This window comes from Pseudomonas sp. R38(2017), assembly GCF_002112395.1.
Taxonomy (GTDB): domain Bacteria; phylum Pseudomonadota; class Gammaproteobacteria; order Pseudomonadales; family Pseudomonadaceae; genus Aquipseudomonas.
Map to the genome: position 1 here is coordinate 156,579 of NZ_NEHN01000001.1, position 24,207 is coordinate 180,785.

The window sequence follows — 24,207 nt, forward strand, 5'->3', positions numbered from 1 at the left end:
AACGCTCTGCATGTAGATGTTTGGTTGTACGAGTCTCATATACCCAAAAAAAGGCCGGCTCTCCACCTGGATGAGCCGGCCGTTTTTATATTGCAAATAGCTTACTGCACTTCCACCGCTAGGCTCTCGCTGATCTTCTGTTGCCAGATCGCAGGACCGGTGATGTGCACCGACTCACCTTTGCTGTCCACCGCTACGGTGACCGGCATGTCCTTGACCTCGAACTCGTAGATCGCTTCCATGCCCAGTTCAGCGAACGCCAGGACCTTGGACTTCTTGATCGCTTGCGCCACCAGGTAAGCGGCACCGCCGACGGCCATCAGGTAAACGGCCTTGTTGTCCTTGATCGCATCGATGGCGGTCGGGCCGCGCTCGGACTTGCCGATCATGCCCAAGAGGCCGGTCTGTTCGAGGATCTGACGGGTGAACTTGTCCATCCGCGTGGCGGTGGTCGGGCCAGCCGGGCCAACCACTTCGTCACCGACCGGATCAACCGGGCCGACGTAGTAGATGAAGCGACCTTTCAGATCAACCGGCAGGGTTTCGCCCTTGTTCAGCATCTCGACCATGCGCTTGTGCGCCGCGTCGCGACCGGTGAGCATCTTGCCGTTGAGCAGGACGGTTTCGCCCGGCTTCCAGCTCTGCACGTCTTCCGGCGTCAGGGTGTCGAGGTTGACGCGACGGGCCGACGGGCCGGCTTCCCAGACGATTTCCGGGTAGGCGTCCAGCGGTGGTGCTTCCAGAGAGGCCGGGCCGGAGCCGTCGAGCACGAAGTGTGCGTGACGGGTGGCGGCACAGTTCGGGATCATGCACACCGGCAAGGATGCGGCGTGAGTCGGGTAATCCATGATCTTCACGTCGAGCACGGTGGTCAGACCGCCGAGGCCCTGGGCGCCGATGCCCAGTTGGTTGACCTTCTCGAACAGCTCCAGACGCATTTCTTCGATACGGTTCTGTGGGCCACGAGCCTTGAGCTCGTGAATGTCGATGGATTCCATCAACACTTCCTTGGCCATCACAGCGGCTTTCTCGGCGGTGCCGCCGATGCCGATACCCAGCATGCCCGGTGGGCACCAGCCGGCGCCCATGGTCGGAACGGTCTTGAGCACCCAGTCGACGATCGAGTCGGACGGGTTGAGCATGGCCATTTTCGACTTGTTCTCGGAACCGCCGCCCTTGGCCGCCACGTCCACTTCCACGGTGTTACCCGGAACGATGGAGTAGTGGATGACCGCCGGGGTGTTGTCCTTGGTGTTTTTACGAGCGCCCGCCGGGTCGGCGAGGATCGAGGCACGCAGGACGTTTTCCGGAAGGTTGTAGGCGCGGCGCACGCCTTCGTTGATCATGTCGTCCAGGCTCATGGTAGCGCCATCCCAACGCACGTCCATGCCCACACGCACGAACACGGTCACGATGCCGGTGTCCTGGCAGATCGGCCGGTGGCCGGTGGCGCACATGCGCGAGTTGATCAGGATCTGCGCCATCGAGTCACGGGCCGCTGGCGATTCTTCGCGCAGGTAGGCCTCGTGCATCGCCTGGATGAAGTCCACGGGGTGGTAATAGGAAATGAACTGCAGGGCGTCGGCAACGCTCTGAATCAGGTCGTCTTGCTTGATCACGGTCATGAGTCGCGCTCCTCTAAAAGACGGGAACATTCAATAAGGTGCCTGCGGCTTGGGTGCATCGGTCGGTCGCAGACACCTTTCAAGGCACGCCGGGGCTGCTGGCGCGACGCTAAAAAGGCGCGGCAGTATACCGCGCCTCCCTGGTGGTGACACGCGCCGGTAGTCATTCGTTGGTCGCATGGCGGGAGCCGGTCGGTGTGGTCTGCAATCGCTGCGTCCGGCTCGCTGTTTGCGGACGGCGAAGGCCGACAAAAAATCACGCGTGATAGGTGCTTTTGGCGGGCGCTCCGGGAACCCGGGAGGGGCGGGCTCAAGGGCTTTTTTGACGCCAAATATCCGGCCCGAAAATCAATGGTCATTTATCGACTGGGCCACTAAAGTGGCAGCCGGTCTGTAGAGTAGGACACTCGGTCAGCCTCTTATCGCACGGTGAGTCAACGATTGACCCATAACGCCATTCAACGTCTTTTGCTCAAACGCTTCGCCCTCGCTGCAGCCACCTACGGATTGGCCTTGCTGCTGCTGTGGCTGGCGTATTTCACCGGACACTACGAAGATTCGCTGGCAGGCGTCGCCGTCGGCAGCGCCCTGGTGGTCATCAGCCAGGCGACCCTGTTCGCGTTGTTTTTTTCGGGCGCCAATCTGCGGTTCTCCGACCCGAGCCTGACCGAAGCGCAAGTGCTGCTTGGCCTCGGCTGGCAGACGTGGCTGATCGCGCATCTGGAAGAAGCGCGGGGCGAGTTCCTGGTCTTCTATGTGCTGATCCTGCTGTTCGGCCTGTTCCATCTGTCACGGCGGGCCTTTGTACGCTGCGCGATGCTGGTGTTCTTCAGCTTCTGCGCCATCACGCTGTGGGACGGTTACCACTTCCGGCTGCACGATCCGGCACTTTCCGCGTTGCAGGCGTGCATTCTGTTGATCGTGCTGGCATGGCTGGTGATCTACGCACGCTTCGTCCAGACCTCACGGCAACGCATGCGCCAGCGCCGGTTTGCCTTGCAGGCGCATCAGGACACCCTGCGCGGGATGATGCGCCAGCTCGAAGACCTGGTGGCCACCGACGAATTGACCGGGCTGTTCAACCGTCGGCATTTCCTGCGCCTGGCCACTCGCGAGTTGAATGCGATGGAGGCCGACGTGGTGCACGGTCTGGCGCTGATCGACCTCGACCATTTCAAACGTATCAATGATCTGCATGGCCACGCTGCTGGCGATCAGGTGTTGCAAGCCTTCGCCGGTGTTGCCGGAGCCTGTCTGCGCGACGGCGACGTGCTGGCGCGTTATGGTGGTGAAGAATTCGTGGTGCTGCTGCCCGATTGCAACGCCGAGCGGCTGACCGCTTGCTGCGAACGGCTGCGCGTCGCCTTCACCGACGTCGAACTGGTAGGCCTGAACGTGAAAAACCTTAGCCTGTCCGCCGGCATGACCCTGCTGGAACTGGGTGATGATCTGGACGACGCCTTGCAGCGCGCCGATCAGGCGCTGTACCGGGCCAAGCGCGACGGGCGAAATCGTTGTGCGGCCGCGTGGGAGAACATCGATGCCTGAACTGCGAGTAGGTGATCGACTGTGGTCGGTGGCTTCGGGCAGCAACCTGCTCGACGCCCTAAACCAGAACGGTGTGGCGGTGCCTTACAGTTGCCGCGCCGGCAGTTGCCATGCGTGTCTGGTGCAATGCGTGCAGGGCTTGCCTGCTGACAGTCGTCCCGACGCCTTGAGCGCTGAACAGCGTGAGCAGGGCTGGCGACTCGCGTGCCAGTGTCAGGTGCTCGAAGACTTGCAGGTTCACACCTTCGATCCCGTCACCGATGGTCGTCCGGCGGTGGTCGAGGCTCTGGACTGGCTCGGTGCCGATGTCTTGCGCTTGCGTCTGACACCCCAGCGGCCGTTGCGCTACAGCGCCGGCCAGCATCTGGTGCTCTGGGCCGGTCAGATTGCGCGGCCGTATTCGCTGGCGAGCCTGCCGGAAGAAGACCGCTTTCTTGAATTCCACCTCGATTGCCGCCAGCCCGGCGAATTCAGCGATGCCGCGCGCCGCTTGCAGATCGGCGACCCGATCCGCCTCGGCGAACTGCGCGGCGGTGCGTTGCATTACGACCCGGACTGGCATGACCGGCCGCTGTGGCTGCTCGCCGCCGGCACCGGGCTCGGCCCGTTGTTCGGCGTGTTGCGTGAGGCCTTGCGTCACGATCATCGGGGCGCCATCCGCGTCATTCACCTGGCCCATGATGCCGACGGGCATTACCTGGCCAAACCCCTTGAAGCACTGGCCGCACAGCGGGAGAACCTCAGCGTCGAGCGGTGGACGGCGGCCGAGTTGCCGGGCGCTTTGGCGCAACTGCGCCTTGTTTCCCGGCAAACCCTGGCCTTAGTCTGCGGCTCGACCGCCAGCGTCGACGCGTTTGCCAAGCGTCTGTTTCTGGCCGGACTGCCGCGCAATCAACTGCTGGCCGATGTCTTCCTGAGCCGTGGTTGAGCGCTGAATTCTCAGACGCGAGACACACCATGCCCGAAGCCATCCTGCTGCACCGTGAACGCGGTTTGCTGACCCTGCGCCTCAATCGCCCGGACAAGAAAAACGCCCTGACCCGCGCCATGTACAGGCAATTGGCCGACGCGCTGAAACAGGCCGACAGCGACCCCGAGATCAACGCCGTGCTGATCACCGGCAGCGCCGAGTGTTTCACCGCCGGCAACGACATCGCCGACTTCATCCAGCAACCACCGAGCGACCTCGACAGCCCGGTGTTTCACTTCATGCTCGAACTGCTCGAATGCCGCAAACCGGTGATCGCCGCTGTGGCCGGGGCGGCGGTGGGGATTGGCACGACGTTGTTGCTGCATTGCGATCTGGTTTATGTGGCGCGGGATGCGCGATTGCGCATGCCTTTCGTCAATCTTGGTTTGTGTCCGGAGTTCGGTTCCAGCCTGATCCTGCCGCGTTTGCTCGGGCAAGCCAAAGCGTCGGAACTGTTGCTGCTCGGTGAAGGATTCACCGGTGAGCAAGCGGCGCAATGGGGGATCGCGACCGAGTCCTTAAGCAGTGGCGAAGCCGCTTTGGCCAAGGCGCGGGAGATGGCGCTGAGGTTTGATGAGCTGCCGGCCGAGGCGGTGCGCATCAGCAAACAATTGATGCGCGCGCCGGATCGCGAGTTGATCCGCAAGGTGATCGAGGAGGAGGGTGCGCTGTTTACCCAGCGGCTGAGGTCGCCGGAGGCGTTGGCGGCGTTGACCGGGTTCATCAAACGCCATTAACGAAAAAGCCCCGCCATTCACATGGCGGGGCTTTTCGTTTTCAGCAACCGGTCACTCAGACCTGCGGGTCGCCCACGTGCAGGATCTTCATGCCGTTGGTGCCGCCGGTGGTGTGGTAGCTGTCGCCCTTGGTCAGGATGACCCAGTCGCCTTTCTCGACCACGCCGCGCTTGACCAGCTCGTCGATGGCTTTCTGGCTGACTTCGTTCGGTGCCAGCGAAGCTGGGTCGAACGGTACGGTGTACACGCCACGGAACATCGCCACGCGGGCCTGGGCTTCGCGGTGCGGGGTGAAGCAGTAGATCGGCACCGACGAACGGATACGCGACATGATCAGCGGGGTGTAGCCGCTTTCGGTCAGCGCGATGATCGCCTTGACGCCCGGGAAGTGGTTGGCGGTGTACATGGTCGCCAGCGCAATGCTCTCGTCGCAGCGGCTGAATTCCTTGCCGATGCGGTGGCTGGAGGTCTTGCTGGTCGGGTGCTTTTCAGCGCCAACGCAGATACGCGCCATCGCCTGCACGGCTTCCAGCGGATAAGCGCCGGCAGCGGATTCGGCCGACAGCATCACGGCGTCGGTGTAGTCGAGCACGGCGTTGGCCACGTCGGACACTTCGGCGCGCGTCGGCATCGGGTTCTGGATCATCGACTCCATCATCTGGGTCGCCACGATCACCGCCTTGTTGTGGCGGCGTGCGTGCAGAATGATTTTCTTCTGGATGCCCACAAGCTCGGCGTCGCCGATTTCCACACCCAGGTCGCCACGGGCAACCATCACCGCATCGGACGCCTGGATCAGACCGTCGAGGGTTTCGTCGTCGGCCACGGCTTCGGCGCGTTCGATCTTCGCTACCAGCCAGGCGGTGCCGCCAGCTTCGTCGCGCAGTTGACGGGCGTAGTTCATGTCGGCGGCGTCGCGCGGGAAGGACACGGCGAGGTAGTCGACTTCCATTTCAGCGGCGAGCTTGATGTCGGCCTTGTCTTTATCGGTCAGGGCCGGCGCGGTCAGGCCGCCACCGCGACGGTTGATGCCTTTGTGGTCGGACAGCGGGCCGCCGATGGTCACCACGCAGTTCAGTTCGGTGGCGGTGGCGGTTTCAACGCGCATCACCACGCGGCCGTCGTCGAGCAGCAGCTCGTCGCCCACGCCGCAGTCCTTGACCAGGTCCGGGTAGTCGATGCCGACCACTTGCTGGTTGCCTTCGGTCAGCGGATGGCTGGTGGAGAAGGTGAACTTGTCACCGATCTTCAGCTCGATGCGCTTGTTGGCGAATTTGGCGATACGGATTTTCGGGCCTTGCAGGTCGCCCAGCAGGGCGACGAAGCGGCCGTGCTTGGCAGCGAGGTCACGCACCAGCTTCGCGCGAGCCTTGTGCTCGTCGGGGGTGCCGTGGGAGAAGTTCAGACGGGCGACGTCCAGGCCAGCCAGAATCAGCTGTTCGAGAACTTCCGGCGAGTTACTGGCCGGGCCAAGGGTAGCGACGATTTTGGTACGACGGACGGACATGCAAAGACTCCTCAGGTTCAAGCGCTCGCAGAGGCTACTACGCTCTTTGGGTGTAGTCATTGTTCGTTTGCACTACTTATTGTTTTCTTTATTGAACGCGACAATCGGAGCAAAGGGCTCTGAAGATTTCTCGCCAGAGGTCGATAATGATCACAAGACAGGAGAATACCCCATGCGATTCGTGCCCATTGCCGCCCTTGCCCTCAGCGTCCTCGCTGCTTCGGGCTGCACCCGTTGGTCGATGAACCATCATCTGAACAACGCCTACAGCGCCTATGACCGGGGCAATTGCGAGCAAGTGATGCTCGAACTGTCCAAGGTCGAACGCGCCAGCCGTGCCCGCCCTTACGTGTGGCCGGAAGTGTCGATGATGCGCGGCCAGTGCCTCGAGCGGCAGAAAATGTTCGTCGATGCGGCGCAGACCTATCAGTTCATCATCGCCTCGTACCCCAACAGCGAATACGCCTACCGCGCCCGCGCGCGTCTGGAGACCCTGCAGAGCCTGGGCCACTATCCGACCCGTAGCGCAGCGGCCGTGGTACGTCCAACCCGCTTCTGATGGCAGTTGTCATACAAAATCTGGCCGGCTGTATAAGGTGAGCTATAGTCCAGAGACACCGGTGCAGACGACATCTGTACCGGCGCAACACCTGCGACTGGCATGAGCAGTACGTGGCGAGCGCCACACCGGAAGCGGGGAGAGCGGGCCTGACGGACAGGTTCGTTCCGAAGCACAGTGCGGCCCGAACACCGGGCCTTGCATGGCGATACGCTCATGTTTACCGACCGTCGAATCGAACGGCATCAGCTGCCGTATTTTCTGCGTGTGTTCAACAGCGTCACCGATAAAACCATCGGCTTTCTGGGCAACGTTTCCGAAGACGGGCTGATGCTGATCAGCCAGTTGCCGATGATGATCGGTGCCGAGTTCAAATTGCGTCTGAAGATTCCGGTGGGCGATGGCTGTCAGCAAGTGATCGACCTCACCGCGTGCTGTCTGTGGTGCCATGAAGACGCCACGCCCCAACACTACGACGCCGGTTTCAGCCTGTTCCGCACCCCGCCGGAATACGGGCAACTGGTCGAGGCGTTGAAGCAGTATTTCAGTTTTCAGCCGTTGCCGGCTTCGGCCTGACAAAACAAAAGGGTCATGACCTGCCGCAGGTCATGACCCTTTTTGGTTACGTGCCTATCGCAATCGCCCGCTCGTTATCCAGCGTCTTTTCCGCCAACAACAATCCCATCTCGCTCAACTGATAGATCGCCATCGCCAGATGTCGCGGCTTTTCGTCCAGGCTGTCGGCCAGGTCGAGCAGCAGGATGCTGACCGAAGAAAAGGTTTCGTAGGTCTGGATGGCGATAGCTTCCGGGTTGATGTCTGGATCGACCTTGAACATCTGCATGCCACGATCCACGGAGTTGCGCGGTTTTTCGGGTGAGGGATTGAGGTAAAAGTCGAGGGCTCGATGAGCAGCATCGTGGAGTTTTTTTGAATCGACGGAGGCGTAGGGGGAGACCGGATCGGTTTGATCAGTCTTGTCAGTTGGATCGATATCCGAAGGCGGATTTGGTGTTGCTTTGATCATACCTAACTTCCTAATAAGTTGGGCTGTCACAGCTTCGCGACTAAACGAGAGGGTGGCAGCTGTAAGCAGGTTAGTCGACCGGGGAAGTAGGCTTTTTCCGGCGTGCCGGGGGCACCCTGCTCACAGCCACCATCGAGTGCGGGGATTGGGAATACCCGACTAGACGATGCGTTTGCAAACCTATCTTACCTCGGGCGACTAAACCCGGCCGCTGATTGGCAGCGACGGGGATCAAGTTACGGGTCAACGCCAAGGTACACAAGCCAGCGGATTCGCGCTTACATGTAGGCAAAAGCATCACGTGTTGTAGCCTCAATTCCACCGCTTTTTGATGTCCACGAATAGTGAGAGAACAACAGTTTTGCATTTAGTTTGAGGTTTTTTACACGGGTAGGAGGGGTACTGTAGTCATAGGCAAAGGAAGTTTTTTGAGACGAGCTGTAAGAAAAACTCTAGTCAATGATTGGTTTTAGTGGACACGATCAATAGAGGAAATGCATCGAAAGGTCTTGGAGGTATAGCTGAAAGTTCGAAAGCTTTAGCTGGGGCGTTTTCCTTTCAGCTTGGCCAAACCTTGCTTGATGTAGCCAGCGTTTTCTCCAATTGTAAAAAGTGCTTCTCGGACGTTGTTTCCGGTATCCACCATTCCCTGTGCTTCGATTTGGAGTACCAATTCCATCAGAGCAGCTTCCAAGCCGAGTTGATTCTGATACATCCTTTCCAGCACGTCTGATAGAGAGTATTGATCAGACATTCTTCGACTCCTTTGGCAAAAAAAACAGCATAGCAGTGGCATTTGCGAGTATGAGTTTGCTAGCGATTTCTACTGAGACTGCATCAGCTTGTGATGCTCCGCGCGTGAACTGAGCCAGCTTGTTGCTTAGAGCTTTTGACTTTCGTAATTTTAATCCGGCCCTCCAGTGTGGATCTCACAAGGTGTTAGCAGAGCGCTCCAGATTTTTTCCAGCTCAGATAACGCGAAATTACATCTGTACTCAACTCGCTTGGAGGGACATCTATCACTTGCACTCCTTGGGCATTCAATTTTTCATGGAGCGTTGATCGTACGTTCAGATAATCCACTGTTGCGCAGTATTCAAGCGCTTGCTCAATCGTTTGCACTTGCGAATGCCGTACATCTTCAAGCGTGAATTCACGCAGGCTGGCCACGAGTACTCGATGCTTTTGGCTTAGTTGTCTGACGGCCTTCAGCAATTCCTCATCATCCTTATCCCGCACATTCGTCACCAGCACCACCAGCGCCCGACGCTTCTGCCTCGCCAGCAACTGATTCACCGCCGCCGAATAGTCTGCCGAATGTCGCGTGCTATCCAGATCGTAAGCACCGTTGAGCAACACCTTGAGCTGCCCCGCACCTTTGACTGGCGCCACATAACGCGGCTGATCGCTGGCGAAAGTAAACAGCCCCACCGCATCTCCCTGCCGCAACGCCACATAACTCAACAGCAAACACGCATTCAACGCATGATCGAAATGCGACAGCTCGCCGTCCTGACTTCGCATCTGCCGCCCGCAATCGAGCATGAAAACGATCTGCTGATCCCGCTCGTCTTCGTACTCCCGGGCAATCGGTGTGCGATGGCGGGCGGTGGCTTTCCAGTCGATCTGGCGCAGGCTGTCGCCTTCGCGAAATTCCCTGAGTTGATGGAATTCCATCCCTTGGCCACGGCGCTGACGCTGGCGTATGCCGAGCTGGCTGAGCCAGTTGTCGACCCCCAGTAACTGGCCGCCGTAGAGACGGGCGAAGTCGGGGTAGACGCGGGTGTGGTCGGTGATGTTGATCAGGCGTTTGCCGGACCACAGACCCAAGGGGCTCGGCAGGTTGAGTTCGCAGGTTTCGAAGGTGAAGTGGCCGCGCTTGAGCGGGCGCAGGCGATAGCCGATCAGGCTGCGCTGGCCGGGTTGTAGCACGACGTTTAGTGGCAGGTTTTCGACATTCAGACCATCGGGTACGTGGTCGTAGAGCTGGATATTCAGCGGTTGAGCGAAGTCGTGCTCGATCTCCAGCCGGACTTCACCCCAGCGACCGAGGGCCAGGCTGCCGGGCATTTGCCGACGCACGCGGGGCGAGGGCAGGCGCTTGAGGCGCAGCGCGTCCAGCAGGCTCAGTGCAAACAATGCCAGCAACAATCCCCAGTTGATTGACAGCAGGCTCGAAGGCACCTCGACATCCAGCGCCTGCAACGCGCCCAGCACAATGCCGATGGCCAGCAGGATCGCCAGCCAGATCAACAACAGACGCGAGGGTTTCACAGGCGCGGCGCCGGCACTTGGTCGAGCAGTTGCTGGAGCACCTGATCGACTTGCAGCCCTTCGATATCCAGCTCCGGTGCGAGGTGCACCCGGTGACGCAACACCGCCAGTGCGCAGCCTTTGATGTCGTCGGGAATCACGAATTCGCCGCCGCGCAACAGGGCCCGGGCGCGGGCGCAACGCACCAGTGCAATGGAGGCGCGTGGCCCGGCGCCGAGGGTCAGTCCCGGCCAGGTGCGGGTGCTGCGGGCGAGGCGTACGGCGTAGTCGAGTACCTGATCGTCCAGCGGCAGATCGCTGGCGATACGTTGCAGGGCTTGCACGTCCTTGGCCTGCAACACGGTGCGCAGCGGTTGCACGTCGAGCATGTCGGCGCGGGTCGAGCGGCTGACCTGACGCACCATGTCCAGCTCCTGCTCGACGTCGGGGTAATCCATGCGCACCTTGAGCATGAAGCGGTCGAGCTCGGCTTCTGGCAGAGGATAGGTGCCTTCCTGTTCGATCGGGTTTTGCGTGGCGAGCACCATGAACGGTTGAGCAATCGGCAGGGCCCGGCCTTCCAGGGTGACCTGACGTTCCTGCATCGCTTCGAGCAGGGCGGCTTGCGTCTTGGCCGGGGCGCGGTTGATCTCGTCCGCCAACAGCAGATTGGTGAACAACGGGCCTTTGCGCAGTTTGAATTGCTCGGTCTGCAGGTCATAGACCGCATGGCCGGTGACGTCGCTGGGCATCAGGTCCGGGGTGAACTGGATGCGGGCGAACTCGCCGCCGAAGCACTTCGCCAAGGCTCGGACCAACAAGGTTTTGCCGAGGCCGGGAACGCCTTCGAGCAGTACGTGGCCGCCTGCGATGAGCGCGGTCAGCACGTTGTCGATCACCGGGTTCTGGCCGATCAGCACTTTCTGCAATTCGCCGCGTACCGCTTGCGCCAACTGACTGGCTCGGTGACGTTGCTGGGCCGCGTGGCCGGGCGAGCCGGGTTCGATGTGTTCGGTCATAGCGAGTTCCTCAAGGCTTGCAGGTGGGCGACCTGACGGCAGAATTCGGCGCTGGACATGCGCCGCTTCGGTGCCGGGCTCAGGGCCTGGCTGATGGCACGGGTCGGTTGGCGGGTCAGGCGCGACAGCGCCAGCCATTGTTCGGCGACATTCAATTGGTCGAAACCGGGATGACGGTGACGGGCGCGGCGCAGGACGTCCTGCTGCAAGGCTTGCAGCAAGGTCTGTTGGCCGTTGTGGCGCAGGATGAAATCGGCGCTGGCGCGCAGGTGTTCCATCAACTGACGACGACCGCTCGGAGCAGGGGCCTGCACTGGCCCGTGGCGCACGCCGACGTGCCACAGCCACAGACCGATCAAAGCGAGCAGGGCGACGATGGCTTGCGGGAAGTAGCGCCAGAGCAAGGTCAGCAGACCGTCGTGTTCGGTGTTGTACAGCAGCGTCACGGCGGTGTCAGCGCTGAGGTACCAGAGCAGCCACGCGTTGTCGTGTTGCGCAATCGCCGGGGTTTTCCACAGGTCGGCATCGGTGACCACGGTGATCGTGCCGACGCCGTAGGGCAGTTGCATCATGTGTGTAGCCCGGGCGCTGTTGGCCCAGGACTGGGCGAGGTTTTTCGGGTCGTCGAGGTGGAACGCGGTGTCGAACCCGGCATAGGCGGGAGCGTCTTCGTCTTCCAGATAAAGCTTGGTCAGGTTGGGGTAGGGATCTTCGTCGGCATCCGGCGGCGGGTCCTTCAGATCCTTGCTCAGGGATTGGCGCAGTTGCACGCGGTCGAGCAGCAGGTCGTTGCTCTGGCCGGTCTTTTCATCCCAGATCGATTCGGCGACGAACACCAGCCGTCCGCCGGCCCGGGCCCAGTTCAAGACTTGATCGACCTGACGCGGGGTCATGTTCGAGCGGTCGTTGAACAGTAGCAGCGTGTGTCGGCGGGGGTCGATCTCGGGCAGCACGGCGAGACTCTCGGCATGACTGACGTCTATCCCGCGACCCCGTAGAAACATCTCCGCCGCCAGATAAGGATTGGCTTGCGCGGCGGGGGAAGGGCCGTGATCGACCACGGCCTGGTAAGGCGTGGCCTTGAGGTACAGATAAACGCCCAGCGCACCCAACAGGGCAACGATCAACGCGCCGACCAGCCAGAGTGCGCGCCGGTTCAACGGGCAACTCCATGGCCGAACAGTGACCGCCAGCCATCACACAGTTCCTGTTGCAGGTGCGCCGCCGGCACGCGGTGTCCGTAGGCCATGTTCTGCCAGTGGCCGGTGAGATGACGGCTGTAAGCGAGCAGTTCCGGACGCTGCAAATGCTCGATCCGCGCCAGCACTTCGTTTTCGGTGTCGGCAGGTTTGAGGGTCAGGTTGAAGTCGTGCAGCAGATGACTGAGCAGCGCCCGATACAGCAGACCGAGCGCCGCACGGGGCTGGGTCTGCCAGAGCTGTTCGGCGCTGGCGGCGATGTCGTCGGGCAGGGTCTCCTTGCTCAGGTCGAGGCCAAAGGCTTGCTGTGGCACGGGCCGTTTTATCCGCTCGGGCAATCGTGGGCGACGACTGACGAACGTTTGCAGAAACTCGCGATAGCGCCAGATCAGCCAGCCGAGCGCACCGATCATTACGGCCCACAGCAATACTTCAATCGCCTTGGCCAGCCCGTTGAGGTGTTGACCGTTGAGCCAGCCCAGAAAGGTTTTCAGCCAATGCGGTACCTTGCCGTCCGTGTTTTTTTCGGCGGTGGCGGGGTCTTCGCCAAAGCGGTAACGGGTGACGGTTTCCTTGTTCTTGAAAGGAGGTTGTTCCAGCAAGGCCTTGATGCTGTCGCGGGATGCCTGGCTGGTAAGCGGCTGATTCAGGAGTCGGGGGGCATCCGGGGCGGTGGCAGGGTCGGCGGCCCATGCCGAGTGCACTCCCGGCAGCAGCAGACAAACCACCAGCAGCAAACCGAGTGCACTGCTGTTCAGGCGTTGGCGCAGGCGGCGGAACACCAGTTCGATGTCCCAGGCTTCGAGCTCGGTGCGCCGGTTCAGGTAGAGGCTGAAACCGCAGGCGACGTAGATCGGTTCCCAGATCACCAGTATCAGTGCATAGAAGGCATTGGTCAGGTGCTCGAGCCAGCGCCACTGGTGGTCGGTGGCGAAGATCAGGCTTTGCCAGTCCCAGTCGGTTTCAATCTGTTGCGGCAGGAGTAAATAGAACAGCACCATCAGGCCTATCCACAGCGCCGTTTCCAGATGCACGCCAATGATCGTCAGCCACTGTGCGGCACCGGCATTGCGTTGCAACAGCACCCGCAAACGCTGCTGGCGTGCGAGGCCGCCAAGCCCTTCGAGTTGCACCACCGGCATCAGGAAGCTGCGACTGAAGCTCAGGCGTCGCCAGGTCAGGCTCGCCAGCAACTGCGGTTTGAGCAGTTTCGGCCATTGGCGCAATGCCTGTTTCAGCGTAGGCGTTTCGCCGAACAGCGCTTTGGACAGGATGTACAGCGGCAGGCGCTCGTACGCCGGTTTCAGCCACCAGAAGATGAACACCGCGAGCGACGGCGAATCCCAGAACAACAGACTGAGCACCAAGAACAGCGGCAGGGTGACGATGGCCCAACTGGTCATCAACAGACGCCGGTGCTGCTGGCTCATGCGCACACCCAGGTCCATGGCTTCCCAGGTGGTGCGCGGGCGGATCACCACGGTGGCGTCACTCAGGCGCATGGCGGGTCCTTCCGGCGAACAGCAGATACGTCGCCACGCAGAGCCAGAGTCCGATACCGACCAGGTATTTGGTCTGCGGCGTGACCCCGGTGCGTGACGACCAGTAAGCCTCGATAAACGCGGCGATCAACAGAAACAGCATCACCCCGCAGATCAGCAGGATGCTCTGACGCGCCGCGTGTCGCAGGGCCTCGCCGCGCATCAGGCGTCCCGGTGCAATCAGCGCCCAGCCCAGTTTCAACCCCGCTGCGCCGGCCAGGACAATCGCGCTGAGTTCAAATGCGCCATGGCCGATCACGAAAGACCAGAAGGTCTGACCGAAGCCGATTTCACTCAGGTGCCCGGCCACCGCACCGATGGTCAGACCGTTGTAGAACAGGAAGAACGCACTGCCCAGACCCAGCAGCAAACCGCTGGCGAAGGTCTGAAAGGCGATGCCGATGTTATGCATGATGTAGTAGCCGAACATCACCCAGTTTTCACTGGCGGCGCGCTCGGCCGAGCGCCCGAGGTGGCCGGCGACCGGATCGTACATGCCCTGCATCTCGCGCACCTGCTCGGCGGGGATCAGGTTGTAGATCAATTCGGGATTCAGATACACCAGCACCCCGAAGCCGGCCAGGGTACCGAAGAACAGCAGCCCGGCCACCAACACGAAAGGCCATTGCGCGCGTACCAGCCGGGGGAATCCGGCGAGGATGAAGCTCAGCAGGCTGGCACCGAGCTGTCGGTGGTGGCGGTAAAGCTGTTGATGACCGCGCAACACCTGCTGTTGCAGTGAATCGATGAGAAAACTGCTGTAGCCGCGTTCCTGAGCTAACGCCAGATGCTGGCAGAGTCGGCGATAGGCCTTGGGAAATTCAGCCACCTGCGAAGTGTCCTTGCCGCGTTCCAGACGTTCGAGGACGAGTGTGAAACGCTCCCATTCCGCCTTGTGGCGACTTTCGAAGAGACTTTGCTTCATGTCGGCCCCAACAGGCCGCGAGCGATGCCGTTGAGTTCTCCGACGGCGTTCGTCGCGCTGATGTGCAGCGGCTGGGCGAGCAGTGCAGCGAGCTCATTGACCCGCGCCGTCGACAGTTCACCCTGGCGTTCGGCGAAAGCGAGCAGGGCCCGTTGTTCTGTCAGGGTCAGCGGGATCGGCGAGCGGCGGGGTTCGGCATCGGGCAATTGCGGGCGCTTGAGCGGGCGTTCGCTGTAGATCACCAGCGTGCCGGCAGCGATGTCGCCGAGGCGTTTGAAGGTCGGGTGTTGCAGGCAACTGATCGCCCCGAGGAAATAGCCGAACGGCATCAGGTCGACAAAACGCAGAAGGTTGCGCAGCAGGGAGGCCGACCACCCGACCGGCGTGCCATCGTCGTGCACCACCCGCAGGCCCATCCATTGCTTGCCCGGCGAACGGCCCTGACGCAGCACTTCGAACAACACCATGTACCACCAGCTCACGGCGAACAGCAGCAGTGACCCCAGGCCAATACCGAGTTTGCCCAGCAACGCCAGCAGCATGAACAGCAACCCCATGATCAGCCCGCGCAAACACAGATCAATGGTGAACGCCACGGCACGCACCATCAGGCCGGCGGGACGCAACGGCAGGTCGATGCCCTCCGGCGTTTCGACCTGGTGCCGCGTGTCCAGTGGCGGGGCCAGCGTTGCTTTCCTTGGCGGTGCTGTGGTCTCGAGCATGGGCTACCTGATGTTGCCTGATCGGGATGCGAGTGAATCCGATGCTAGCAGTCTCTCGGGGGAAAACGACATAACTATGTCATACACATCGTTCAACCAAATGTGCCTGAATGATGCCGCGCTGGCCGCGAATGCAGTCGAGCGCCTAGACTTTGCCGATCTTCAGTTCAGGAACCGCCCGTGACTTCCATCTTCTGGTACGACTACGAAACCACCGGCATCAATCCCCGGAGTGACCGTCCGTTGCAGGTGGCCGGGATTCGCACCGACCACGATCTCAACGAAATCGACGAACCGGTCAATCTTTACTGCCAGCCCAGCGAAGACATCCTGCCGCACCCGGCGGCGTGCGCAATCACCGGTATCACCCCGAGCCGCCTCGCCGAGCAAGGCTTGAGCGAGGCTGATTTCATGACCCGGGTTCACGCCCAGCTCGCGGCTCCCGGCACTTGCGGTGCGGGGTACAACACCTTGCGCTTCGACGACGAGATGACTCGCTACAGCCTGTATCGCAACTTTTTCGATCCTTATGCCCGTGAATGGCAGGGCGGTAACAGTCGCTGGGACCTGATCGATGTGGTGCGCGCCGCCTACGCGTTGCGCCCCGATGGTCTGGTCTGGCCGACCGATGACGAAGGCCGGGTGACACTCAAGCTCGAACGCCTGACCGCCGCCAACAATATCGATCATGGTAATGCCCACGAGGCGTTGTCGGACGTGCGCGCCACCATTGCCCTGGCCCGGTTGATCCGCGAGAAGCAGCCGAAGCTGTATGACTGGCTGTTTCAGCTGCGCAGCAAGCAGAAGGTGTTGGACCAGATTCGTCTGTTGCAGCCGATGGTGCACATTTCCGGACGCTTTTCGGCGGCGCGCAGTTATGTCGGTGTGGTGGTGCCACTGGCCTGGCATCCGCGTAACAAGAACGCGTTGATTGTCTGCGATCTGCACCTGGACCCGCAGGGCCTGCTCGATCTGGATGCGCAGACATTGCGTCAGCGTCTGTATACCCGTCGTGACGATCTGGCCGAAGGCGAGTTGCCGGTGCCGCTCAAGCTTATTCACATCAACAAGTGCCCGGTGGTGGCGCCGTTGTCGGTGCTGAGAGCTGAAGATCAGCAGCGTTTGGGGCTGGACATGGCGCTGTATCAGGCGCGTGCATTGCGACTAAGTGACGCACAACAAGTTTGGAAAGATAAAGTCGCGGCGATTTATGCAAGCGAAGATTTCACCCCGAGTGAAGATCCCGAACAACAGTTGTACGACGGATTTATCGGTGATCGCGACCGGCGACTATGTGAGCAAGTGAGGACGGCAGATCCTGCTCAATTAGCGCGAGAGCAATGGCCGTTCGATGACGAACGTTTGCCTGAATTGTTGTTTCGATATCGAGCACGTAACTTTCCCGATACGTTGAATTTCGAAGAGCAAGAACGCTGGCAAATCTTTTGTCGGCAGCGCTTGTCCGAGCCTGAATGGGGTGCCCCTAATACCTTGCAATCTTTTACAGAGGCCGCGGAGCAATGGTTGCTTAGTGCCTCGCCATTACAGCGCGAGGTGCTGGTTGAATGGCAGAGTTATGTCCAGGCATTGCGCAAACGTTTGAATCTTTGAAATCGAACATGTCCGTCGCCAGAACGGCGGGCATAAAAAAACGCCAGCGCATGCTGGCGTTTTTTTGTGTCGCGGATGGGTCTGCGACAAGGGTTGCGGCTTAGCCCAGCAGGGTAGCCCAGCCTTCAACCACGTCACCGCCCCACTTGGCTTTCCACTCTTTCAGAGTTTTGTGGTTGCCACCTTTGGTTTCGATGACTTCGCCGTTGTGCGGGTTTTTGTATTGTTTAACTTTGCGAGCACGCTTGGTGCCGGTAGTTTTGGCTGCGCCGCCACGTGGTGCCTTGGTTTTGGACTCTGGATCCAGCAGCGCGATGATGTCGCGCAGGGATTTGGAATATTCGCCCATCAGTGTGCGCAGTTTGCCTTCGAATTCCAGTTCGGCTTGCAGTTTGTCGTCTTGCGACAGGTTCTTCAAACGGGCCTGCAGCTCTTTGATAGCTTCTTCGGTGGCACGATATTCGTTGATCAAGGACATGATTACTACCTTATGTGGGAGTGCGCGATGGCAGGGGACAGTGCGGCAATAATAGTCAGGCTGTTTCATCAAGTAAACATTTAACCGGGGTTTTTATTTGAATTAGTTACGTTGAAAAGCCCGGAATTGAATGTTCAGTTAAATATTGTGATGGAGTCTTCACAGATATTCACACAGGTCTGCACATGCAGGGCTATTGCTACGCCATCATTCTGGCGTTTGCAGGCGTCAAAAAAAATTGCGACGGGCTGCCGTGAGGCTCCGAGGGTCATCAATACTGCAGTTTTCCCGCGCAGTCGCTAGAATGGCCGCCTTTGCGAAGTTCTGGAGTTTCCCCCTCATGCGCACTTTTCGGTTGGTGATTTCTTGCCCGGACCGCGTTGGCATCGTTGCCAAAGTCAGTAACTTTCTGGCGGCCCACAATGGCTGGATCACCGAAGCGAGCCACCACTCGGATAACCAGGTCGGCTGGTTCTTCATGCGTCACGAAATCCGTGCCGATTCCCTGCCATTCGGTATCGAGGTGTTGCGCGAGAAGTTTGCACCGATCGCCGAAGAGTTCTCGATGGACTGGCGCATCACCGACACCGAGCAGAAAAAACGCGTGGTGCTGATGGCCAGCCGTGAATCCCACTGCCTGGCTGACCTGTTGCACCGCTGGCACAGCGATGAACTCGATTGTGAGATCTCCTGCGTGATTTCCAACCACGACGACCTGCGCAGCATGGTCGAGTGGCACGGCATTCCTTATTACCATGTCCCGGTCAATCCGCAGGACAAGCAACCGGCCTTCGACGAAGTGTCGCGCCTGGTCAAGCAGCACGATGCCGAAGTGGTAGTGCTGGCGCGGTACATGCAGATCCTGCCGCCGGACATGTGCCGCGAATACGCACACAAGGTCATCAACATTCACCACAGCTTCCTGCCGTCGTTCGTCGGCGCCAAACCGTATCACCAGGCATCTCTGCGTGGCGTGAAGCTGATCGGCGCAACCTGCCACTATGTGACCGAAGAGCTGGACGCCGGGCCGATCATCGAGCAGGACGTGGTGCGCGTCAGCCACAGCGACAGCATCGAAGACATGGTGCGTTTCGGCCGTGACGTCGAGAAGATGGTGCTGGCCCGTGGTCTGCGTTATCACCTGGAAGACCGCGTGCTGGTGCACGGCAACAAGACCGTGGTGTTCTGATCGAACCTTTCGGTTGAAAAGCAAAGGGCCTGGGCGTTCAATCGCCTCAGGCCCTTTTTTTCGACTTGTTGCAGCCCTGTGAGGAAGCGTTCATGAGCGATCCACTGGACAAAGCCACTTCCAAGGCACCCGCCACCCTCGGCGAGGGCTGCCTGAGCCGCTATGACCCGGATGACCTGAGCCCGGAGGATGGCACGGAGTTTCCCGGCGCTGCCGAACTGTGGGAACAACTCAAGGACGAAGAAGATGACCTCAAGAAGCCTGCCTGACGCTCAGCAGTTTTTTCAGCAACGGCCGGCCCAGCATCAATAGAAACACCGGGCCACCGACCAGCAGATAGAAGTAATACGTCACCACCCGCCAGATCAGGATCGCCGCCGCCGCGGTCGATTTGCCGACCATCGGCGCCAGCAGCGCCGCCGAGGTTAATTCCGCCGCACCGGCACCGCCCGGCAACAGGCTGAATTGCCCCGCACCCAGCGAAAGCATCTGGATCAGAAACGTCCAGGCCCACTGCACGTCCGCCCCCAGCCCGCGCAACGCCAGGTACAGCACGCTGTATCGCAGCGACCAATGCACGCAGGTCAGGACGAACACCTTGATCAGTGTCTGCCACGGCAATTTCAGTGCATCGGTGAAAGCGGCCAGAAAATGCAGCAACTGCCGCGCCCAACGCCGTCGAGTGCGGGGTTCGACGTTCATCCCGGCCAGCAGGCGCCCGCTCAGGCGGATCAAGCGACGGTGATAGCGCGCGACCAGCACGCAACTGAACAGGCCACCGGTCAACGACATCGCACTGACGATCAGCAACCATTCCATACGGTCGCTGAGATGCTGGAACAACGCGTAGATCAGAATTCCAATCAGGGCGCAGAGAAAAAACAGCAGATCGCTCAACTGATCCATCGCAAACACGGCGCTGCCCCGGGCCGGGCGCACGCCGCTGCGGGCCAACAGCGCCATGATCGTCAACGGCCCACCGCTGCCGCCGGGCGTGGCGCACCAGGCAAATTCGGCAGCCATCACCACCCCGAGGCTTTTGACGGGCGTGACCCGGTCACGCTGATCGCCGAGCAACAGCCGCAGACGCAAGGTGTTGATGCCCCAGCACAGCAGAACCATGGCGAACATGATCAATAGCCAGCGCAGCGGAAAGGCCTGCAGGCGCTCCCACGTCTCGCCGCCCCCGAGCAGAACGGGAACTGCCACGGCCACCAGCAGGCCGATCAGCAACAGAATGCCGCGGCTCAAGCGGCACGCTCGGCTTGAGTGCGCTGGCGCGTCAGCCAGTCGATTTTGGTCATGGGCACGCGTCCGTCCGCCAGCAATCGTTCAAGGGTGCGCCACCAGTAATCCCGGGAAAACCGGTGGCGCATGTCCACCGGGTGCAAGCCTAGACGAATCACCGGCGCCTGACGCCAGCGCTGTTCCCGCTGTTCGCTGATGACCTTCGACATGCCGCGACGCCAGGCACTGCGTGCGCTCCAGACCAGTCCCGGGGCTTCGACCGCGGTGAACTCCGGCAAGTGATAAAGATGCTGCGGGTCGCTGGTGTAGCGCAGCGGCAATTCGCGCAGTGCCTGGCGCGTGCCGGCGCTCATCAACCAGGCGGGGGCGACGAAACCGTGCAGCGGCCAGTCGTGGCGCCGAAACAGATCGATGCCCGGGCGCAGGCGGGCGAGGGCGGCTTCCCGGGACAGCTGATAGAACTCGCCTTCATGGGTGTAGACCCGGCGCATGAACCAGTCGCGCGCCGTGCGCGGGCTGGGCTCGGTATCTTCATGAAAGTGGCCGTGCAGGGCCAGTTCATCACCGCGTGCGACGCGCTCGTCGAGCATTCGACAAAACGCTGGATGGCCTTCAAGTGCCTCGCGTCGATGGAAGTCCGGAACCACCAGCCACGTCATCGGGACATTGCCCAACCGGTCAACGGCTTCGACGAAGGCTCGATAATCGGCCCACGTGGAGGGCGCCACGTCATGCAGCACCAGCATCAGCGCCGGACGCTCGTGAGATTCAGCCATTGGCCACCCGTGGAACCGAATCGCCGAGTACGGCGTGATAATGCCCCAGCAGGCTGTCGACGACCGTGTCCCAGGCGTAATGCCGTTCGGCATGCTGGCGTGCCTGTTGCCCGAGTACGCCAGTCCCGCGACTGAACAGTTCGCGCACGGCATTGGCCATGGCTTGCGCATTGTTCGGCGCGCAGAGCAGGCCGCAGGATTCGCTGACGATTTCCTCGAACGCCCCGGCCGCCACCGCCACCACCGGGATGCCGCAGGCCATCGCCTCCAGAATCACCAGACCGAAGGTTTCCTGATCGCCGGCGTGGATCAGCGCGTCGGCACTGGCCATCAGCCGCGCGACCTGCGCGGCCGGGCAGAACCGGTCAATCACGCTGACGTTGTCCGGGACGGACGCCGGCATCGACGAGCCGACCAGCAACAGGTGATAACGCGGGCCCAGGCGTTTCATGCAATCGAGCAGCACCGGCAGGTTTTTCTCCTTGGAACCGCGACCGGCAAAGATCAGCAGGCGCGTGTCCTCGGCAATCCCCAGCTCGCTGCGTAACCCGGTATCGCGGGCATCCGGGTGGAAGGTGTGCAGGTCAACGCCCAGCGGTTGCACGAAGACGTTGCGCACGCCCAGCCCGCTGAGCTTGTCGGCCATTACCTGGCTGGGCGCCAGCACCCGGTCGAAATTGCCGTACAACTTGCGCACATACGCGTCGACATTCGGCGTGACCCAGTGGCCCATGCGGTTGCCCACCAGCAGCGGCAGGTCGGAGTGATAGAAGCCGATCACCGGCACGTCCAGTTGCCGGCGCGCGTCGAGCGCAGCCCAGGCGGTGAGGTACGGGTCGCCGACTTCGATCAGATCGGGTTGCAGATCCTGCAAAACGTTTCGCCAAGGGGCCAGGCGCAGGGGAAAACGATAGCCTTTGCCGAATGGCAGGGCAGGGGCGGGAACTGTATAAACGCCGTCAGACTCACCAAAATCCGCCCCGGGGATCAGCAGGCTGTGGCGGATGCCGGGCTTGACCCCCAGCCGACGGTGCTTGGCATCCAGATAGGTGCGCACGCCGCCGCTGGCCGGGGCGTAGAACATGGTGATGTCAGCGATATGCACGGTGAACGTCCCTCCGCGTTGATCTCCCTTGGTTGACCGTTATCAAGAATAGATGTTCGGTCGGGGTTTCGCGGTGGGGTGCAAGGCCGGTTTCGGAGGGATTGTCGGTCGTCTTCGTCGGATAGTTGTGAACGACGAAGACGACCGGCAGAACGGCGTTAAATCCGGAAGCTGCCAACCAGTTGCTTCAAGCGCGAAGCCTGCTGCTCCAGATCTGAGCAGGCACGCAACGTCGCCTGCAAGTTCTCGACACCTTCCTGGTTCAGCGTATTGATCTCGGTGATATCCACGTTGATCGACTCGACCACGGCGGTCTGTTCCTCGGTCGCGGTGGCGACCGACTGGTTCATGCCGTCGATCTCGCCGATGCGCTGGGTCACGCTGTTCAGGCGTTCACCGGCGAGGTTGGCGATTTCCACGCTGTCCTGGCTGTGGCGCTGGCTGTCGCTCATGGTGCTGACGGACTCACGGGCACCGACCTGCAGCTCCTCGATCATGGTCTGCACTTGTTGCGCCGATTCCTGGGTGCGGTGGGCGAGGTTGCGAACTTCATCAGCCACCACCGCGAAACCGCGACCGGCCTCGCCAGCCCGTGCGGCTTCGATGGCTGCGTTGAGCGCCAGCAGGTTGGTCTGCTGGGAGATGCTGGTGATCACTTCCAGGATCTGGCCGATGTTCACGGTTTTGCTGTTCAGCGATTCGATGTTGCTGCTCGATGCGCTGAGCATGCTCGACAGCTGATTCATCGCCTTGATGCTGCGATCCACCACTTGCTGACCGTCTTCGGCCAGGCCACGTGCGTCGCTGGCCTGGGTCGAGGCTTGTGCGGCGTTGCGGGCGATTTCCTGGGCGGCGGCGCCGAGCTGGTTGATCGCGGCGGCTACGCTGTTGGTGCGCGAGGCTTGCTGGTCGGAGTTGTACATCGACGAGTTGGAAGCCGCGACCACGCGCAGGGCGACTTCGTTGACCTGCCCGGTGGCCGACGACACTTCGCGGATCGAACCGTGAATGCGTTCTACAAAGCGGTTGAACGCTGTGCCGAGCTTGCCGAATTCGTCCTGGTTCTGGATGGTCAGACGCTTGGTCAGATCGCCTTCGCCATCGGCGATGTCTTCCATGGCGCGGGTCATGACGTGCAGCGGCTGGATCAGGAGGCGGATCAGCATGCCGAGCAGGGCGATGATGATCGCCACGGCAATGACCGTCGCCACCACGGCGGAGGTGCGGAACTCGCTGAGCATGGAAAAGGCCTTGTCCTTGTCTACCGACAGGCCGATGTACCAGTTCACCGATGGCAGGCCCTTGATCGGGGCGAAGGTGACGATGCGGGTCTTGCCGTCGACAGTGACCTCACTGAAATCGCTGCTGATGCGCGGGGTGTCCTGCGGATAGGCTTCCTTGAGCGACTTCATTACCAGCGCCTTGTCCGGATGCACCAGGATCTTGCCGTCGGCGCTGACCAGGAACGCGTAGCCCATGCCGGAGAAATCCCGGGCGCTGAGGGTGTCGATCAGGGTTTGCAGGCTCAGGTCGCCGCCCACCACGCCGACGCTCTGACCGGCCTTTTTCGCGGCAGTGGCGATGGAAATGATGGTCTGGCCGGTCGCCGCGTCGATGTACGGTTCGGTCAGGGTCGAGGTGCTGCTGCTTTCCGCGCCTTTATACCAAGGGCGGACCCGTGGATCGAAACCGTCCGGCATCTTCGCATCCGGACGAATGGTGAAGTGGCCGGTGGCGTCGCCGAGGTACGAAGCCATGAACGTCGATGTCAGGGCTTTCTGTTCCAGCAGGCTCGCGACCGCGGCAGGCTCGGGGTTGATGGCGATGTTTTGGGCTGCGTTTTCGATCAGCAGGATTCGCCCGCTGAGCCAGGTCTGGATGTTGTCGGCAGTGACTTCGCCCATCTCATTGAGGTAGTTGTTCAGGTCATCGCGGATCGCGTTGCGCTGCAGCCAATCGTTGTACAGCGTGAACGAGGCGAAGGCGGCAATGACGATGAGGGCGGCGGCAAGCAAAATTTTATGGCTGAAACGTAGATTTTTGTTCATGGCTTGGGGTTCCGCTAAGGTCTTAATGTCCAGGGCGTGCTTTTATAAAGGCGCGCAAAATGGGCAGGTGTGAAGGCTGAGTGATATTTCCGTCTCTCCTTAGGGAAATCACGGACCGGA

Annotated in this window: 23 protein-coding genes and 1 pseudogene; 8 read left to right on the forward strand and 16 right to left on the reverse strand. The window is 60.9% G+C overall.

The window, feature by feature from the left end; genetic code table 11:
• Window positions 1-101: 101 nt before the first annotated feature.
• Entirely contained in the window at window positions 102-1,625 is a 1,524-nt protein-coding gene (locus CAF87_RS00670; RefSeq protein ID WP_007960181.1) for a fumarate hydratase, read from the reverse strand.
• 441 nt (window positions 1,626-2,066) lie between these two features.
• Here CAF87_RS00670 and CAF87_RS00675 point away from each other — a divergent pair, with 441 nt between their 5' ends.
• The 3 genes from CAF87_RS00675 to CAF87_RS00685 are packed head-to-tail and all read left to right on the forward strand — an operon-like array spanning window position 2,067 to window position 4,880.
• The gene (locus CAF87_RS00675; protein WP_085730230.1) at window positions 2,067-3,173 is read left to right on the forward strand and encodes a diguanylate cyclase; all 1,107 of its coding nucleotides are present in this window, start codon (window positions 2,067-2,069) and stop codon (window positions 3,171-3,173) included.
• Entirely contained in the window at window positions 3,166-4,101 is a 936-nt protein-coding gene (locus CAF87_RS00680) for an iron-sulfur-binding ferredoxin reductase (protein WP_085730231.1), read from the forward strand. Before CAF87_RS00675 ends, CAF87_RS00680 begins: the two co-directional genes overlap by 8 nt.
• A gap of 29 nt (window positions 4,102-4,130) precedes the next feature.
• Window positions 4,131-4,880 carry an enoyl-CoA hydratase-related protein gene (locus CAF87_RS00685; RefSeq protein ID WP_085730232.1) on the forward strand — a complete coding sequence of 250 codons (750 nt, stop codon included), beginning with the start codon at window positions 4,131-4,133 and terminating at the stop codon, window positions 4,878-4,880.
• 55 nt (window positions 4,881-4,935) lie between these two features.
• Here the strand turns inward: CAF87_RS00685 and pyk are convergent, their stop codons facing one another.
• Window positions 4,936-6,387: a pyruvate kinase gene (pyk, locus tag CAF87_RS00690; protein WP_085730233.1), complete on the reverse strand. Its 1,452-nt coding sequence runs from the start codon at window positions 6,385-6,387 to the stop codon at window positions 4,936-4,938.
• Window positions 6,388-6,559: 172 nt separating this feature from the next.
• On the opposite strand from pyk, the gene CAF87_RS00695 reads away from it, so the two are divergent.
• Complete coding sequence (locus tag CAF87_RS00695) at window positions 6,560-6,946, forward strand: tol-pal system YbgF family protein (protein WP_011335675.1); 387 nt, start codon at window positions 6,560-6,562, stop codon at window positions 6,944-6,946.
• Between the two features lie 216 nt (window positions 6,947-7,162).
• Window positions 7,163-7,522 (forward strand): PilZ domain-containing protein, encoded by a 360-nt coding sequence (locus tag CAF87_RS00700; protein ID WP_085730234.1) that lies wholly within the window; start codon window positions 7,163-7,165, stop codon window positions 7,520-7,522.
• A gap of 46 nt (window positions 7,523-7,568) precedes the next feature.
• Here CAF87_RS00700 and CAF87_RS00705 read toward each other — a convergent pair whose 3' ends face one another.
• From CAF87_RS00705 to CAF87_RS00740, 8 genes are all read right to left on the reverse strand, one after another.
• Window positions 7,569-7,973: a DUF6124 family protein gene (locus CAF87_RS00705; RefSeq protein WP_085730235.1), complete on the reverse strand. Its 405-nt coding sequence runs from the start codon at window positions 7,971-7,973 to the stop codon at window positions 7,569-7,571.
• Between the two features lie 538 nt (window positions 7,974-8,511).
• Window positions 8,512-8,727 (reverse strand): hypothetical protein, encoded by a 216-nt coding sequence (locus tag CAF87_RS00710; RefSeq protein WP_085730236.1) that lies wholly within the window; start codon window positions 8,725-8,727, stop codon window positions 8,512-8,514.
• Between the two features lie 185 nt (window positions 8,728-8,912).
• Entirely contained in the window at window positions 8,913-10,247 is a 1,335-nt protein-coding gene (locus CAF87_RS00715) for a DUF58 domain-containing protein (protein WP_085730237.1), read from the reverse strand.
• Entirely contained in the window at window positions 10,244-11,245 is a 1,002-nt protein-coding gene (locus tag CAF87_RS00720) for a MoxR family ATPase (protein ID WP_085730238.1), read from the reverse strand. The genes CAF87_RS00715 and CAF87_RS00720 overlap by 4 nt, the downstream gene beginning before the upstream one ends.
• On the reverse strand, window positions 11,242-12,405 hold the full coding sequence (locus CAF87_RS00725; protein WP_085730239.1) for a DUF4350 domain-containing protein: 1,164 nt from the start codon (window positions 12,403-12,405) through the stop codon (window positions 11,242-11,244). The genes CAF87_RS00720 and CAF87_RS00725 overlap by 4 nt, the downstream gene beginning before the upstream one ends.
• Entirely contained in the window at window positions 12,402-13,946 is a 1,545-nt protein-coding gene (locus CAF87_RS00730; protein WP_085730240.1) for a DUF4129 domain-containing protein, read from the reverse strand. Before CAF87_RS00730 ends, CAF87_RS00725 begins: the two co-directional genes overlap by 4 nt.
• A complete protein-coding gene (locus CAF87_RS00735) occupies window positions 13,933-14,910 on the reverse strand; it encodes a stage II sporulation protein M (RefSeq protein WP_085730241.1) in 978 nt (325 codons plus the stop codon). Before CAF87_RS00735 ends, CAF87_RS00730 begins: the two co-directional genes overlap by 14 nt.
• A complete protein-coding gene (locus CAF87_RS00740; RefSeq protein ID WP_085730242.1) occupies window positions 14,907-15,632 on the reverse strand; it encodes an RDD family protein in 726 nt (241 codons plus the stop codon). Before CAF87_RS00740 ends, CAF87_RS00735 begins: the two co-directional genes overlap by 4 nt.
• Before the next feature lie 180 nt (window positions 15,633-15,812).
• Here CAF87_RS00740 and sbcB point away from each other — a divergent pair, with 180 nt between their 5' ends.
• The gene (gene sbcB, locus CAF87_RS00750; RefSeq protein ID WP_085730244.1) at window positions 15,813-17,243 is read left to right on the forward strand and encodes an exodeoxyribonuclease I; all 1,431 of its coding nucleotides are present in this window, start codon (window positions 15,813-15,815) and stop codon (window positions 17,241-17,243) included.
• Between the two features lie 100 nt (window positions 17,244-17,343).
• On the opposite strand, the gene mvaT is transcribed toward sbcB, so the two are convergent.
• Window positions 17,344-17,721: a histone-like nucleoid-structuring protein MvaT gene (mvaT, locus tag CAF87_RS00755; protein WP_007951234.1), complete on the reverse strand. Its 378-nt coding sequence runs from the start codon at window positions 17,719-17,721 to the stop codon at window positions 17,344-17,346.
• Between the two features lie 340 nt (window positions 17,722-18,061).
• On the opposite strand from mvaT, the gene purU reads away from it, so the two are divergent.
• Both purU and CAF87_RS29175 read left to right on the forward strand, forming a co-directional pair.
• Window positions 18,062-18,910 (forward strand): formyltetrahydrofolate deformylase, encoded by an 849-nt coding sequence (gene purU / locus CAF87_RS00760; protein WP_007912774.1) that lies wholly within the window; start codon window positions 18,062-18,064, stop codon window positions 18,908-18,910.
• Between the two features lie 92 nt (window positions 18,911-19,002).
• Window positions 19,003-19,179 carry a hypothetical protein gene (locus tag CAF87_RS29175; protein ID WP_170929622.1) on the forward strand — a complete coding sequence of 59 codons (177 nt, stop codon included), beginning with the start codon at window positions 19,003-19,005 and terminating at the stop codon, window positions 19,177-19,179.
• Here the strand turns inward: CAF87_RS29175 and CAF87_RS00765 are convergent.
• The 5 genes and pseudogenes from CAF87_RS00765 to CAF87_RS29620 all read right to left on the reverse strand — a co-directional run.
• Window positions 19,163-20,161: a lysylphosphatidylglycerol synthase transmembrane domain-containing protein gene (locus tag CAF87_RS00765; protein WP_085730245.1), complete on the reverse strand. Its 999-nt coding sequence runs from the start codon at window positions 20,159-20,161 to the stop codon at window positions 19,163-19,165. The genes CAF87_RS29175 and CAF87_RS00765 overlap by 17 nt on opposite strands.
• Window positions 20,158-20,934 carry a DUF2334 domain-containing protein gene (locus CAF87_RS00770; RefSeq protein WP_085730246.1) on the reverse strand — a complete coding sequence of 259 codons (777 nt, stop codon included), beginning with the start codon at window positions 20,932-20,934 and terminating at the stop codon, window positions 20,158-20,160. Before CAF87_RS00770 ends, CAF87_RS00765 begins: the two co-directional genes overlap by 4 nt.
• Entirely contained in the window at window positions 20,927-22,039 is a 1,113-nt protein-coding gene (locus tag CAF87_RS00775; RefSeq protein WP_085730247.1) for a glycosyltransferase family 1 protein, read from the reverse strand. The genes CAF87_RS00770 and CAF87_RS00775 overlap by 8 nt, the downstream gene beginning before the upstream one ends.
• Before the next feature lie 158 nt (window positions 22,040-22,197).
• Window positions 22,198-22,962 (reverse strand): methyl-accepting chemotaxis protein, encoded by a 765-nt coding sequence (locus CAF87_RS29615; protein ID WP_371320922.1) that lies wholly within the window; start codon window positions 22,960-22,962, stop codon window positions 22,198-22,200.
• A 93-nt stretch (window positions 22,963-23,055) separates the two neighbouring features.
• A pseudogene (locus CAF87_RS29620) lies at window positions 23,056-24,087 on the reverse strand (cache domain-containing protein); the annotation flags it as partial.
• Between the last annotated feature and the right edge of the window lie 120 nt (window positions 24,088-24,207).